The following is a 14,229-nucleotide window of genomic DNA, read 5'->3' on the forward strand; positions in this document are numbered from 1 at the left end:
AGAGGGATAGGCACCTGACGGAGCCAGGACCCTTCTGCTGTCGGCAAAAAAAGAGGGTACTTCTTACACTCTTTGGGAGCCGGGGGCAAGAACTTTCCCGCCGGCGCCTAGGCCATGAATCCCTGCTTCTCGTAGTCGGCCAGTTTGCGGTACAGGGTGGCCACGCCGATGTTCAGCTCCGCCGCGGTGCGCGCCTTGTTGTTGCCGGTGGCCCTCAGCGCCGCCAGGATGTATTCCCGCTCCACCTCTTCCAGCGGACGCACCGATTCCACGATCCCCGCCCTCGGCAACGCCGACCTCAGTTCCTCCGGCAGGTCCTCGAGATCGGCCCTCGTGTCCAGGCACAGCGCCACGGCATGCTCCACCGCGTTCTGCAACTCACGCACGTTCCCCGGCCAGCTGTAGCGCAAGAGCTGGTCGGCCGCCTTGGTAGTGAATCCGGTGACCTTGCGCCCCGCGCGCCGGGAGGCCTGTTCCAGGAAGATGCGCGCCAGGGGTAGGATGTCCTCGTTGCGCTCCCTCAGCGGCGGGACCCGCACTTCGATCACCCTGAGCCGGTAGTAGAGGTCGCGCCGGAAGTTCCCCTTGCTCACCTCGTCGGAGAGGTTCCTGTTGGTGGCGGCGACCACCCGGATATCGACCTGGCGCGACTTGTTCTCACCGACCCGTCTTACCTCACGCTCCTGCAGCACGCGTAACAGCTTCACCTGCATGGACTGGGACACCTCGCCGATCTCGTCCAGGAACAACGTGCCGCCGTGGGCCGCTTCGATGAGCCCCATCTTGTCCCGGTCCGCACCGGTGAAGGCGCCCTTGGCATGTCCGAACAGCTCGCTCTCCAGGAGCGTCTCGGTGAGCGCGCCGCAGTTCACCGCCACAAAGGGGCGCCCGGAGCGCGCCGACTCCTCGTGGATCAGCCGGGCGATGCGCTCTTTGCCGGCACCGCTTTCGCCGGTCACGATCACCGAGGAATCCACCCGCGCGATACGTAGCGTCAACTCCACCACCTGCCGCATCGCGCTGGAACGCGCGGTGATGCAGCCGAACTCTTCCCCCCCAGCACTGAGACACGACATCTGGCGTCGCTGCTTCTTCAGGCGCTCTTCGGTTTCGCGCAGTGCCTTGGCCAGGTTCTGGAACACCTCGTCGCCGCTTTCGGACTCGAAGTAGGGAAGGTAGGGCTCCAGTGCCTCGCCCCACTGCTCCCTGGTCCTCCCCTCGACGTGGCAGACGGCGTCACCCTTGCCGCAGCAGCGGTCCTCGATGAAATAGACCTTCTCTCCCCTCCAGTACGAGACGTAGCCGCTGGCGAACCCGGTCAGGGTCCAGCAGACGGACTCCTCGGAAAGGCCCAGGTGCAAAAGGTGCTGCTCCACCTCGTAGCTGTCGTACCAGAACGACTGGACCAGGGGCTCGTCCTCGTTGCCGTCGCTGCGCTTGTTCTCCTCGACCCGGACCATCCCCTGCAGCATGTGCAGCTTGGGACCGGTCCAGCTGTCGGCGAAGAGGTCGGGAAACTCCAGCTTCAGGCTCTCCGCCGTCATCCTGCCGTGGGCGTAGCCGAACCTGGTCAGGATGCTGCGCGCGGCGGCCATTCCCAGCGAACCGATCAGCTCCTTGCGCAAAAGCCCCAGGGCGATGGCATCGAAGATGATGGCCCTGCGCCCCATGAAGAACATGGTCCCCCCGTCGGGACGGAAGGACAGTAGCTCCCGTAAATCCAGATCTGCCGATTGCATGCGTGCCTCCTCGCACCATACCAGAATAAGAAGTCACCATATCATAATGATAGGTTATTTTCACGCTGTATACGAGGCTTTCCGGTAAATGCTTGTAATCCAATTTCTTTTTTGGTGGCACAGTCGCTGCTATTCCCACCCCGAAAGAAGAGTTATCACCGAAATCTCGACCCGAGAGAGCCGGCAGCACAGTAACGGGCCCGGTGCGGTCGGTCAACAACCATCAATGGGAGGATCAACGTGGGAAGGAAATTTTTCGTAGCGCTGTCGCTGCTGGTTGCCCTGGGGGCGGGGATGTCCCCGGCCCAACGCGAGGCATCGGCTGCCAACATCAAGGGAAAGCATGGCTCGGAGGGGCTTGGCTGCGTCGACTGCCATAAGACGGACAAGCCGGCGGCAGCGGCCGGCGTCGAGGTCTGCCTGGAGTGTCACGAGGGCTACGACAAGATGGCGCAGCGTACCAAGGCGCTGCACAACAACCCGCACGACTCCCACCTGGGGAGGATGGCCTGCCTCAAGTGCCATCGCGTGCATGCCCCCTCGGAGTACCTGTGCCTCGAGTGCCACAGCGACTTCGAATTCAAGGACAAGTAGCTCGAACTGTTCAGGACGTGGCAACAGCGCGTCTCACCAACCCCTGAGGGGAAATCAAAGAGGAGGAATCGATGAGAAGAGTTCGAGGTATCGCGATGGTGTTCGTGGCCCTTTTCGCCTTTGCCGCTCCGGCGCTGGCTGAAAAGGAAATGAACACCGACGTAGTAGTGGTGGGCGCCGGCACTTCCGGCCTGGCGGCCGCGGTCCAGGCACTGCAGTTGGGCGCCAAGGTGGTCGTGCTCGAGAAGCAGGCCAAGGTCGGCGGCACCGGCAGCTTCTGTGAAGGGGTCTTCGCCGCCGAGAGCAAGCCGCAAAAGCGCATCGGCATCGACGTCAGCAAGGACTTCGCCTTCAAGCTGATCATGAACTACAGCCACTGGAAGGCCAACGGCGCCCTGGCCAAGAACTTCGTGGACAAGTCCGCGGAGACCATCGACTGGCTCGACAGCCTGGGCGTGAAGATCGAGTACGTCGGCGTCGGCGGCTTCGGCGGCCCGCTCACCTGGCACGTCATCGCCCCGGGTCCGGACTACCCGGACAAGAACCCCAGGGACTTCCACTGCCAGAGGATGATCAACGTCTTCGAGAAGTACGTGCAGGATCACGGCGGCAAGATCCTCCTCGAGACCCCGGGCACCGACCTCATCACCGAGAGCGGCAAGGTGGTCGGCGTGGTCGCCAAGGAGAAGTCCGGCGAGCAGCTGAAGATCCGGGCCAAGGCGGTGATCATCGCCACCGGCGGCTTCGCCAACAACAAGGAGATGATGAAGAAGTACGTCGAGTACCCGGAGGTGATCCCGGTCGGCAACATCGGCAAGGACGGCGACGGCATCAGGATGGCCGAGAAGGCCGGTGCGCAGCTTGAGGGGATGGGGACCGTCGAGGCGTACCGCCCGGGTCTTCCCGGCTTCCACCCGGCCGACCAGATGATCGCCCTCGCGGTGCAGCCGTACTTCTGGGTCACCCCGCGCGGCGAGCGCTACGTGGATGAGTCCAGCGTCGAGTTCTGGCCCTACGCCGGCAACGCCATCACCAGGATCGGCGGCACCGCCTACTCCATCTTCGACGAGGCCACCAGGAAGAAGGCCGTCGAGCAGGGGATCGAGATGCCGCTGGGCGAGTGGGTGCTCCAGGGGACCAAGCTGGTCAAGTTCGACGAGTCCTTCAACAAGGAACTGGCCAGGAAGCGCGGTTTCGCCTTCAAGGCAGACAGCATCGAAGACCTCGCCAAGCAGCTCAACATGGATCCGAAGATCCTGAAGGCGAGTGTCGAGACCATGAACAAGTCCGCCGCCGTGCGCGAGGACAGCCAGTTCAACAAGAAGGCCAAGTACCTCCGCCCCGTCGCCACCGGCCCCTTCTATGCGGTCAAGCTGCTGCCGCGTCACCTGGGCACCCTGGGAGGCGTCAAGATCTCCGGCAACACCGAGGCGCTCAACGGGAAGGGCGAGCCGATCCCGGGCCTCTACGCGGTCGGCACCGACTCCGGCGGCATGTACGGCGACAGCTACGACCTGCTCCTGGGGGGCGGCACCGCGGGGTACGCCGTCAACTCCGGGCGCATCGCGGCTGAGAACGCACTCAAGTACGCGGGCATGACCAAGTAGCGCTTTTTCCTGCCGTGGCGGTAACGCCGCCACGGCAGCCGCAGGTATTGCAACTACATCAACGACTACCAATCGAAAGGGAACAGTACCATGAAGAAGATCAACATCGCCGCCATGACCTGCATCGCCGCACTGGCATGCTCCGCACCCGCCCTGGCCATCGACCTCAACGCCTACGGCAACATCAAACTCGGGACCTTCTGGACCCAGAACTCCTACTACAGCCCGGCCACCGGGGCTGCCCGGCACGACAGCGACTTCAGCCTGGACAACTTCGGGGACAGCTTTATCGGCGTCAAGGTGAAGGACGGCGAGTACTCGGGCGTGGCCGAGGTGGGGCTTTACAACCCGAAGGCCTACTCCAAGGGGGTGGAGGTACGGCTCCTCTACGGCGAGTGGGACTTCGGGGAGGGCAAGCTGCGCATCGGTAAGACGCCCAGCCCCTACGTGTTCCGCTCCCAGCAGGTCTGGGACAGCGACGGCGGCTTCAACGGTTACGGCTCGCTCTGGGACGGCCGCTACGCCAACATCAAGGTGACCATGAACAACGGCTTCTACGTCGACGCCATGCAGCCGCGCGTCGGCAACCAGGCCAACAACACCACCAACGTTTCCCCCAACGCCGACGTGACCGCGGCCTACAGCCAGACCGGGAACAGCTACGCCGCGACCTACACCGACTACGACACCATGCTCCCCAAGATGGTGGTCGGCTACGAAGGGAAACTGAACAACTGGAACTACGGCGGCGGCGTCGCCGGCAACTGGTACAAGGTGACCAGCTCGACCAACAACTCGACCCCCATCAAGCACGACATCTACTCCTACCTCGCCTTCTTCCACGGCAAGGTGGACCTGGCGCCGGTCGAATTGAGCTACAACGTCTTCACCGGCCAGAACGTCGGTGACCTGATGAGCACCGCTACCGGCAACGGCACCGGCAACACGCTGGCCAACCCCGGCCAGGCCAACGGCGCCTACTTCGATACCCTGCACGGCAAGAACTCGCACACCTACGGCGGCTTCGGCCAGGTGGGCTACCGGGCCAGCGACCGGGCCATGCTCTACACCGGCGTTTCCTACGTGAGGGACGACAACAAGATCGCCCACGCCGACGCCCGCATGGCCTCCTTCGTGAACATGAACTACGCTCTCGGCAAGCACATCAACATCGTCCCGGAGATCGACTACCTGAACGACTTCAAGAACTCGCTGGGGCAGAAAGAGCCGCGTTCTTTGATCGCCGGCGCCAAGTGGCAGATGACCTTTTAACATCCCGAAGCTCCGGCCGCGGCCGGACAGCAGCAATGGCGGCGGGGGGCACTCCCCCCCGCCCGCCAGAAAACGGAAGAGAAGGATGAAAACCAACAGTCACGCTTTCACTCCTGCACTGTGTGATCCGAACCAGGAACCCGCGCACTGGGACAGCCGCTACCGGAGCATCATCGGGCGCCTGAACCGGATGCTCGACCAGTTGCGCCGGCAGCCCTGCTGCGACGTGACCGCAGAGCTCGATCAACTGGTAGCGGCGACCCTGAGCCACATCGGGCCGGAGGAGAGCTTCATGGAACTGGTCGCCTTCCCGAAGGCGAGGGAGCACCGGCTGTGCCACCAGTCCATCAGCATCGGGACCGCCAAGCTGCGCTACCGGCTGGCGCTGGGGAAGGGGTCCCCCGCTGACGACGTCGAGCGGATCCGCCGGCTCTGGCTGGAGCACATCGAAGTGCACGACCGGCTCTTCGAGGCGTTCCTGACCGCACGGGGGTAAACGATGCGCGACCGCAACCTGCTGCGTACGCTGTTCCTGGTCAACTTCGCCGTTACCCTCGGCTTCGGCATCGCCGATGCCTTCTTCTCCACCTATCTCTTCAGCCTCGGTGTCCGGGGACTCATGCTCGGGCTGCCGCTGGTCTGCTATTCCCTCACCAAGATCTTTTGCAGCCGTTTCCTGGGCGCCTGGTCGGACCGGGCCGGCTACCGCCGCGCCGTCACCGTCAGCCTCGCGCTGTACCTGCTGGTGTCGGTCGGCTACCTGCTGCAGTTGCCGGTCGCCATGCTGACCGTGCTGCGCCTGCTGCAGGGGGTGAGCTGCGCGCTGTTCCGCCCCGTGCTCTTATCGCTGGTGGGGAGTTGTGCGCCGGAGCAAAAGCGCGGCACCGTGCTCGCCACCTTCGACATCTCCTTCTACGGTGCGCTCTGCCTTGGGCCGCTGGTCGGCGGCCTGCTCAAGGACGCCTGGGGCTTCGCCGGGCTTTTCGCCGTCGTGGCGCTTTTGTGCCTGACCTCCCTCTTTGCCGCCCTGCGCGGCATCCCCGTCGGTGACCTTCGGCCCGGCCAAGACGTTCCCCGTGGCCGGACCTCCGCACCACGCTGGAAATGGGACCGCCCCGGCAGCTACCAGGCGCTGCTTGCCTTCATCTTCGGCAGGGCTTTCGGCATCTCCCTAACCGGCACCTTTCTGCCTATCCTGCTCACCGCGAAGCTCGGGCTGACCGGGGCGCGCAGCGGCGTGATCCTCGCGTCCGGCACCGTCGCCATGACCCTGCTCCTGCGCCCGATGGGGCTCCTGTCCGACCGCGCACCGCGCCGTTTGCTGGTGCTGACCGGGGGGAGCGCCGTTTCTATCCTGTACTTTCTCATTCCGGCGGCTCCCGGGTTTTACCAGATGCTGCTGCTCACCCTGGCCATCGGCGTCTGCAGCGTCATATCGCAGCCGGCCAGCAGCGCGCTCCTCGTGGAAGAGGGGGCGCGGCACGGCATGGCGGTCACGGCGGGAACCTTCAACGCGGCGCTGAACCTTGGCTTCGCGACCGGTCCGCTTGCCGGCGCCCTGCTGCAGGGAAGCTTCGGCCTTGCCGGTGTATTCCACGCCGCGGGGGCGGTCGGGCTGGGTGCCGTCGCCCTGTTCGCGCTGCACAGCAGGGGCGTCGAGGGGGAGGGGGCGCACCGCGCGAGCGCGCAAAGCAGTGCCCTTGCTTCCGTGGCGGAATCATCCTCATGTGAATCCATCCCCCCGTACTCTCACGCCGCTTGACCGGGCCAGCGAAAACGGCTATTCTGGCCAAATTTCAAATGAGAGGGGCTCGTTATGGTGCGTCCGAGTTGGGATGAATATTTCATCGAGATCACACGCCTGGTTGCCAAGCGCTCCACCTGCCTGAGGCGGCAGGTCGGCGCCGTCCTGGTGAAGGACAAGAACATCCTGGCCACCGGCTACAACGGCGCACCGTCGGGAACCGCCCATTGCCTCGATATCGGCTGCCTGCGCGAGAAGCTCGGCATCCCGTCCGGCGAGCGCCACGAGCTCTGCCGCGGCCTGCACGCGGAGCAGAACGCCATCATACAGGCCGCCAAACACGGCACCTCCATCGAGGGGGCGACCCTGTACTGCAACACCATGCCCTGCATCATCTGCTCGAAGATGGTGATCAACTCCGGCATCAAGCGGGTGGTCTACCTCTCCGGCTACCCGGACCAACTGGCCGAGGAGATGATCCGCGAGTCCGGCATCACCGTCGAGAAGTACGAGGAGCCGCAGCCATGAAATGTCCCTTCTGCAGTTTCAGCGACAGCAAGGTCGTCGATTCCCGCCCCGACAAGGGGGGGGCGGCCATCCGTCGCCGGCGCGAGTGCGAGTCCTGCGGCAAGCGATTCACCACCCACGAGCGGGTCGAGGAAGTGCTCCCCCTGGTGACCAAGCGTGACGGACGGCGCGAGCCCTTCGACCGCCTGAAGCTGGTGAACGGTCTGCAGAAGGCGTGCGAGAAGAGGCCGGTATCGGTGGAGACCATCGAGAAGCTGGTGGATCGCCTGGAGACCCGGATGCAGGAAAGCGGCGAGCGCGAGATCCCGACCACGACCCTGGGCGAGTGGATCATGAACGAGCTGCACGGTATCGATCAGGTCGCCTACGTCCGTTTCGCCTCCGTGTACCGCTCCTTCAAGGACATCAACGAGTTCATGGTCGAGTTGCAGGACCTCCTCAAGAAATAAGCGGATTAGTGACGATCTTGCGCGGTAAAAGTCCCCCTTTTGCAAAGGGGGATTTAGGGTGATCCTGCTTTTTCCTGGTTCCCAAGCTCCAGCTTGGGAACCCCCCCATGGCGTAAAGCTCCAGCTTTGTATCCGCGGGAAGTCGGAGCTTCTGAGAGGGGTTGCGTTCCCAAGGCGGACCTTGGGAACGAGATCAAAATCCCCCCGCCCCCCTTTGCAAAAGGGGGAATCGGAAGGTGGCCGAAGATAGTTGCCGACCCGTAATAAATAAAGGAAAGCGATGCCCGGACAGCACCTGAAAATGATGCGGCTGGCGCTTACCGAAGCCAGAAAGGGCGTGGGCAAGACCGCCCCCAACCCGGCGGTCGGCTGCGTCATCGTGAAAGACGGCGCCATCGTCGGCAAAGGGTGGCACAGAAAAGCGGGCACCCCCCACGCCGAGGTACACGCCTTGCGTGCGGCCGGCGCGCTGGCCGAGGGTGCCGACGTCTACGTGACGCTGGAGCCCTGCTCCCATTTCGGCAAGACCCCTCCCTGCGCCAAAGCGCTCATCGAAGCCCGCGTCGCGCGCGTCTTCGTCGCCATGGTCGACCCCAACCCGCTCGTCTCCGGCCGGGGCATCGGCATGCTGCGCGAGGCCGGCATCGAGGTCGAGGCCGGGATCCTGGAGGCGGAGAGCCGGGAGCTGAACCTTCCCTTCATCAAGTGGATCCAGACCAGGCGTCCCTACGTGGTGCTGAAGAGTGCGCTCACCCTGGACGGCATGAGCGCGACCGCGAGCGGCGATTCCAAGTGGGTGACCAGTGACGCCGCGCGGCGCGAGGTGCACCGGCTGCGCGGCAGGCTGGATGCCATCATGGTCGGCGTCGGCACCGTGATCAAGGACGATCCCCTTTTGACCTGCCGGGTCCCCGGGGGCAAGGACCCGCTGCGCGTCATCGTCGACTCCACGCTCAGGATCCCGCGCCACGCCGCCCTGTTCAGTCTGAAGTCGCAGGCATCCACCGTCGTCGCCACCTGCTGCAGCGACCAGGCACGGATCGAGGCGCTCGCGGCGCATGGTGTCGAGGTGCTGCTCTGCAAGGATAGCGAAGGACGCGTCGACCTCGACGACCTGCTGGTCAAGCTCGGCGAGCGCGGCGTGCAGTCCATCCTTCTGGAAGGCGGCCACCACCTGGCCGGCGCCTTCCTGCGTGGCGGGCTCATCGACCACTGCATGCTGTTCCTTGCGCCAAAGCTCGTGGGTGGAGTCGGCAGGGGACTCTTCGCCGGGGAAGGTGTCCACCTCATGGCCGCCGCCATCCGGCTGGAAGAAGTAAAGGTAAAGCGCATCGGCGTGGATCTGCTGGTGGAAGGTAAACCCACAGACCGTTCAACGTTCAACGTTCAACGTTAGAACATTGATCTCTCTGTGCCTACAGTTGTGCGGCGGCACGTGCATCCAATCGTGTGCTCCGGGCAGGTGCCGTACCCGTGCCGTTGCTATATGAAGATTCAGCCGCTCGAACGTTGAACGTTGAACGTTGAACGTTGAACGTTGAACGTCTTTTTGAGGTGTTATGTTCACAGGTCTTATTGAAACAGTAGGCGAACTGGTCTCCATCGAGCGCCGCGGCGCGTCGGGGAGCCTCACGGTCAAGACCTCGCTCCCCCTGGACGAGATCCGGATCGGCGACTCCATCGCCATCAACGGCGCCTGCCTCACCGTGGTGCGCAAAGGGGGCGGCGCCGTCACCTTCGACGTCTCCCCCGAGACCATCGACCGCACCGCGTTCAAGAACCTGAAAAGCGGCGCGCCGCTCAACATGGAGCGCGCCATGCGCCTGTCCGACCGCCTGGACGGCCACCTGGTCTCCGGCCACGTGGACTGCGTCGCCACCATCACCGAGAGACGCGAGGTGGCCAACAACATGGTCTTCTCCTTCAGGTTCCCGGCAGAGTTCGCCAAATACATCGCGGCCAAGGGGTCGGTCGCCATCGACGGCATCAGCCTCACCGTGAACGAGGTCGGCCCGGACAGCTTCAGCGTCAACATCATCCCGCACACCGCGTCCAAGACGACGCTCATCTCCAAGCGGGTGGGGGACGAGGTGAACATCGAGACCGACCTGCTCTGCCGCTACCTGGAGCGCCTGCTGGCGGGCAAGGAAAGAAATCAAGGCGGGGTCACCATGGACCTGCTGGCTAAAAACGGCTTTATCTAGCTGCTTTTGCTTCCACTACGGCGAAAATTTTGTTATGGTCAACGCCCTAAGGTTTGTTGTCCAACCAAATTTGGCCGCGGGAGTGGGACAACCTCCCATCCCGGCGACCGATACTGAACGAGGAGAGGTTACGTAATGTCTGTAGCAAGCATAGAGGAAGCCATTGAGGAGATCAGGGCCGGGAGGATGGTAATCCTGGTTGACGACGAGGACCGCGAGAACGAAGGGGACCTCACCATGGCGGCCCAGTGTGTCACCCCTGAGGCGATCAACTTCATGGCCCGTTTCGGCCGCGGCCTGATCTGCCTTACCATGACCGCGGAGCGCTGCGACCGCCTCGACCTGCCCCCCATGGTGCAGGACAACACCTCTTCCTTCGGCACCGCCTTCACCGTCTCCATCGAGGCCAAGAAAGGTGTCACCACCGGCATCTCCGCCGCGGACCGCGCCCACACCATCCTGACCGCGGTGGCGCCCGGCGCCCAGGCTTCCGACCTGGCACGCCCGGGGCACATCTTCCCGCTGCGCGCCAAAAACGGCGGCGTCCTGGTCCGCTCCGGGCAGACCGAAGGCTCCGTCGATCTGGCGCGCCTGGCAGGGCTGGAGCCGGCCGGCGTCATCTGCGAGATCATGAACGAAGACGGCACCATGTCGCGCATGCCGGAACTGAAGAAGTTCGCCAAGGAACACGGCATCAAGGTCTGCACCATCGCCGACCTGGTCGCCTACCGCTTGAAGCACGAATCGCTGGTGCGCCGCTCCGTCGACGTCGCGCTCCCCAGCTCCTTCGGCAGCTTCCGCGCCGTCGCCTTCGAAAACGATATCGACAAGCTCGAGCACCTGGCGCTGGTCAAAGGCGAGGTGAAAGGGGACGAGCCGGTCCTGGTGCGCGTCCACTCCGAGTGCCTGACCGGCGACGTGTTCGGTTCCGTGCGCTGCGACTGCGCGGAGCAGCTGCACGCCGCCATGGCCCAGATCGAGGAGGAAGGGAAGGGGATCATCCTCTACATGCGCCAGGAAGGGCGCGGCATCGGCCTGACCAACAAGCTCAAGGCCTACGCGTTGCAGGACCAGGGGCACGACACCGTCGAGGCCAACCTGGCCCTGGGCTTCAAGGCCGACCTGCGTGACTACGGCATCGGCGCGCAGATCCTGGTCAACTTGGGCGTCAAGAAGATCCGCCTGATGACCAACAACCCCAAGAAACTGATCGGTCTGCAGGGATACGGCATCAATATCGTGGAGCGGGTACCCATCGAGATCAAGCCGTCCAAGGCCAACGAGAAATACCTGAAAACCAAGCGGGAGAAGATGGGCCACCTGCTGGAAAACATTTAAAAGGCAGATAAAGATGAAGATTGAGACTACATCCCCTCTTTAACTTAATCTTTATCTTTATCTCAGTCTTAATCTATGTCTTAATCTCAATCTTAGTCTTATGGAGTTATCATGCCTAAATATTTAGAGGGAAAACTGAACGCCGAAGGGCTCAAGGTCGGCATCGTGGTCGGCCGCTTCAACAGCTTCATCGGGGAAAGGCTCCTCGAAGGGGCGCTGGACGCCCTGCTGCGCCACGGCGCGGCGGACCAGGATATCACCGTGATGCGCGTGCCGGGCGCCTTCGAGATCCCGCTCGCCGCACAGAAGCTGGCCCAGACCGGCAACTTCGATGCCCTGATCTGCCTCGGCGCCGTAATCCGCGGCTCCACCCCCCACTTCGACTACGTCGCGTCCGAAGTATCCAAAGGGATCGCCCACGTCTCGCTCGACGCCGGTATCCCCGTTGCCTTCGGCGTGCTGACCACCGACACCATCGAGCAGGCCATCGAGCGCGCCGGTACCAAGGCCGGCAACAAGGGCTTCGAGGCTGCCGTGACGGTGATCGAGACCGCAAACCTGTTCAGGGAGATGAAATAATTGACCACACGCAGAGAAGGTAGAGAACTGGCGCTGCAGGCGCTCTACTCCAAGGACCTGGTGACCCAGGACCCCAGCACCACGCTCAAACGCATCGTCGAAAGCTTCGGCGAAGGCGAGGATCCGACCCTTTCCGCCAACTCCAAGGCCTATGCCTTTGCCGCCGAGCTGGTTGCCGGTGTCGCCAGCCATCTGCAGGAGATCGACGGCCGCATCGCCGAGAAATCGAAGCACTGGAGCATGGCCCGCATGGCGCGCGTAGACCTGAACATCCTGCGCCTGGCCGTGTTCGAGCTGTTGTACCGTCCGGACATCCCGAAGAACGTCACCATGAACGAGGCCATCGAAGTCGCCAAGAAGTTCGGTGCCGACGACTCCGCCTCCTTCGTCAACGGCATCCTGGACGAGATCGCCTCCACGGTGACCGACAAGGAATAAAAACCATAAACAAACAGGGATAAAAGGGATAAAGGGGATGTAACACCTACACCCTCGTCGGGCACGTCGTAACCATAGAAGCAGGCATGTCGGGTATGCCGAGTGCTGCTGACCCCGTCGGCGTAGGGTCCCCCCCCTTTGCGAAGGGGGGACAGGGGGGATTTGCTTCAGGTGATGTGCTTCGGTTGTTATCCCTTTGATCCCTTTTATCCCTGTTGAATGCCTAAGCTTTAAAAATCTGAAATTTGATCAAAGAGGGAACATGGAAGAGATTAAGGTAGGCCTGCTAGGTTTCGGCACCATCGGTGCCGGCGTCGTGAAGCTGCTCAAAGAAAACTCCGCCCTCCTCACTGAGAAGACCGGCACCCGGATCTCTCTGAAAACCATCGTCGACCTGGACATCACCACCGACCGTGGCGTCTGCACCGAGGGGATCACCCTCTCCAGGAACGCCGACGACGTGCTGACCGACCCGGAGATCTCCGTGGTCATCGAGCTGATCGGCGGCTACGAGCCGGCGCGCAGCTTCGCCCTCAAGGCGATCGGCAACGGCAAGCACGTGGTCACCGCCAACAAGGCGCTGCTGGCCGTGCACGGCGAGGAGATCTACGCCGCCGCCAAGAAGAACAACGTCGAGGTCCTCTTCGAGGCAGCGGTCGGCGGCGGCATCCCCGTCCTCTCCGCGATCAAGGGGAACATGGCGGGCAACCGCTTCTCCACCGTGCTCGGCATCGTGAACGGCACCTGCAACTACATCCTCACCAGGATGACCCAGGAAGGTGCCGACTTCGCCGAGGTGCTGAAGAGCGCCCAGGAACTGGGTTACGCCGAGGCCGATCCGACCTTCGACATCGAAGGCGTCGACACCGCGCACAAGCTCTGCCTGCTCCTGTCGCTCTGCTTCGGCACCAAGATCGACCTGAAAGACGTCTACTCCGAGGGGATCACCTCCATCACCTCCGAGGACGTCGATTTCGCCCACACCTTCGGCTACCGCATCAAGCTTTTGGCCATCGGCAAGATGGATGGGGGCCAGATTGAGGCGCGCGTCCATCCGACCATGATCCCCATCGACTACCCGCTGGCCGACGTCCACGGCGTCTTCAACGCCATCAGGCTCACCGGCGACTTCGTCGGTCCGGTCATGTTCTACGGCCGCGGTGCCGGCATGGAGGCCACCGCGAGCGCCGTGGTCGGTGACGTGGTCGATCTGGCCCGCAACCTGTGCGCCGGCATCACCCGTCGCTGCTCTCCGCTGGGCTTTTTGGACGACAAGGTCACCACGCTGCCGATCAAGCCCATTGGCGAGATCGTCAACAAGTACTACATCCGTTTCCAGGCGCTGGACCGTCCCGGCGTTCTGGCCCGCATCGCCGGTGCCCTCGGCGCACGTGGCATCAGCATCGCATCCATGCTGCAGAGTGCCAGAAGCGCCGACGAAGTCCCCATCGTGATCACCACCCACGACGCGCGCGAAGAGGACGTGAGGAAGGCCCTGGCCGAGATCGACACCTTCGAGGTCATCCGCTCCAAGAGCACCTACATCAGGATCGAGGACAACCTCGAATAGACTGGGTGGTAATGGTAGAAAAGAAAGGGCGGAGTCAATGACTCCGCCCTTTTGCGTTTAAACCCGGAACACAGAGGACACGGAGGTCCACAGAGGACACAGAGGAAAGGCCGCTTCGGGGGGGAAACAAAACCTATTCTTTACTCTGTGACCTCTGTGGCCTTTCT

At 63.1% G+C, this 14,229-nt stretch carries 14 protein-coding genes; 13 read left to right on the plus strand and 1 reads right to left on the minus strand.

The window, feature by feature from the left end:
* Positions 1 to 107: 107 nt before the first annotated feature.
* The gene (locus tag JFN91_RS10825) at positions 108 to 1,739 is read right to left on the minus strand and encodes a sigma-54-dependent Fis family transcriptional regulator (protein WP_199389212.1); all 1,632 of its coding nucleotides are present in this window, start codon (positions 1,737 to 1,739) and stop codon (positions 108 to 110) included.
* 240 nt (positions 1,740 to 1,979) lie between these two features.
* On the opposite strand from JFN91_RS10825, the gene JFN91_RS10830 reads away from it, so the two are divergent.
* The 13 genes from JFN91_RS10830 (at position 1,980) to JFN91_RS10890 (ending at position 14,062) form a co-directional block, all read left to right on the plus strand.
* The gene (locus JFN91_RS10830) at positions 1,980 to 2,333 is read left to right on the plus strand and encodes a cytochrome c3 family protein (RefSeq protein ID WP_199389213.1); all 354 of its coding nucleotides are present in this window, start codon (positions 1,980 to 1,982) and stop codon (positions 2,331 to 2,333) included.
* Between the two features lie 71 nt (positions 2,334 to 2,404).
* Positions 2,405 to 3,940, plus strand: coding sequence for an FAD-dependent oxidoreductase (locus tag JFN91_RS10835; RefSeq protein WP_236015081.1), 1,536 nt, complete (start codon positions 2,405 to 2,407; stop codon positions 3,938 to 3,940).
* Positions 3,941 to 4,030: 90 nt separating this feature from the next.
* Positions 4,031 to 5,212 carry a hypothetical protein gene (locus JFN91_RS10840; RefSeq protein ID WP_199389214.1) on the plus strand — a complete coding sequence of 394 codons (1,182 nt, stop codon included), beginning with the start codon at positions 4,031 to 4,033 and terminating at the stop codon, positions 5,210 to 5,212.
* Between the two features lie 85 nt (positions 5,213 to 5,297).
* A complete protein-coding gene (locus JFN91_RS10845) occupies positions 5,298 to 5,708 on the plus strand; it encodes a hemerythrin domain-containing protein (RefSeq protein ID WP_199389215.1) in 411 nt (136 codons plus the stop codon).
* A gap of 3 nt (positions 5,709 to 5,711) precedes the next feature.
* A complete protein-coding gene (locus JFN91_RS10850) occupies positions 5,712 to 6,974 on the plus strand; it encodes an MFS transporter (protein WP_199389216.1) in 1,263 nt (420 codons plus the stop codon).
* A gap of 54 nt (positions 6,975 to 7,028) precedes the next feature.
* A complete protein-coding gene (locus JFN91_RS10855) occupies positions 7,029 to 7,484 on the plus strand; it encodes a deoxycytidylate deaminase (RefSeq protein WP_199389217.1) in 456 nt (151 codons plus the stop codon).
* Complete coding sequence (gene nrdR / locus JFN91_RS10860) at positions 7,481 to 7,933, plus strand: transcriptional regulator NrdR (RefSeq protein WP_183348112.1); 453 nt, start codon at positions 7,481 to 7,483, stop codon at positions 7,931 to 7,933. The genes JFN91_RS10855 and nrdR overlap by 4 nt, the downstream gene beginning before the upstream one ends.
* Positions 7,934 to 8,213: 280 nt before the next feature.
* Positions 8,214 to 9,329, plus strand: a complete 1,116-nt coding sequence (gene ribD, locus JFN91_RS10865; RefSeq protein WP_199389218.1) for a bifunctional diaminohydroxyphosphoribosylaminopyrimidine deaminase/5-amino-6-(5-phosphoribosylamino)uracil reductase RibD — start codon at positions 8,214 to 8,216, stop codon at positions 9,327 to 9,329.
* 163 nt (positions 9,330 to 9,492) lie between these two features.
* Positions 9,493 to 10,137, plus strand: coding sequence for a riboflavin synthase (locus JFN91_RS10870; RefSeq protein WP_199389219.1), 645 nt, complete (start codon positions 9,493 to 9,495; stop codon positions 10,135 to 10,137).
* A 135-nt stretch (positions 10,138 to 10,272) separates the two neighbouring features.
* Positions 10,273 to 11,475 carry a bifunctional 3,4-dihydroxy-2-butanone-4-phosphate synthase/GTP cyclohydrolase II gene (locus JFN91_RS10875; RefSeq protein ID WP_199389220.1) on the plus strand — a complete coding sequence of 401 codons (1,203 nt, stop codon included), beginning with the start codon at positions 10,273 to 10,275 and terminating at the stop codon, positions 11,473 to 11,475.
* A gap of 111 nt (positions 11,476 to 11,586) precedes the next feature.
* Positions 11,587 to 12,054 (plus strand): 6,7-dimethyl-8-ribityllumazine synthase, encoded by a 468-nt coding sequence (ribH, locus tag JFN91_RS10880; protein ID WP_199389221.1) that lies wholly within the window; start codon positions 11,587 to 11,589, stop codon positions 12,052 to 12,054.
* Entirely contained in the window at positions 12,055 to 12,492 is a 438-nt protein-coding gene (gene nusB / locus JFN91_RS10885) for a transcription antitermination factor NusB (RefSeq protein WP_183348122.1), read from the plus strand. It begins immediately after the preceding gene.
* Positions 12,493 to 12,754: 262 nt separating this feature from the next.
* Positions 12,755 to 14,062: a homoserine dehydrogenase gene (locus tag JFN91_RS10890; protein WP_199389222.1), complete on the plus strand. Its 1,308-nt coding sequence runs from the start codon at positions 12,755 to 12,757 to the stop codon at positions 14,060 to 14,062.
* The last annotated feature ends 167 nt before the right edge of the window (positions 14,063 to 14,229 follow it).

The organism is Geomonas anaerohicana, from assembly GCF_016458305.1.
Classification (GTDB): Bacteria; Desulfobacterota; Desulfuromonadia; order Geobacterales; family Geobacteraceae; genus Geomonas; species Geomonas anaerohicana.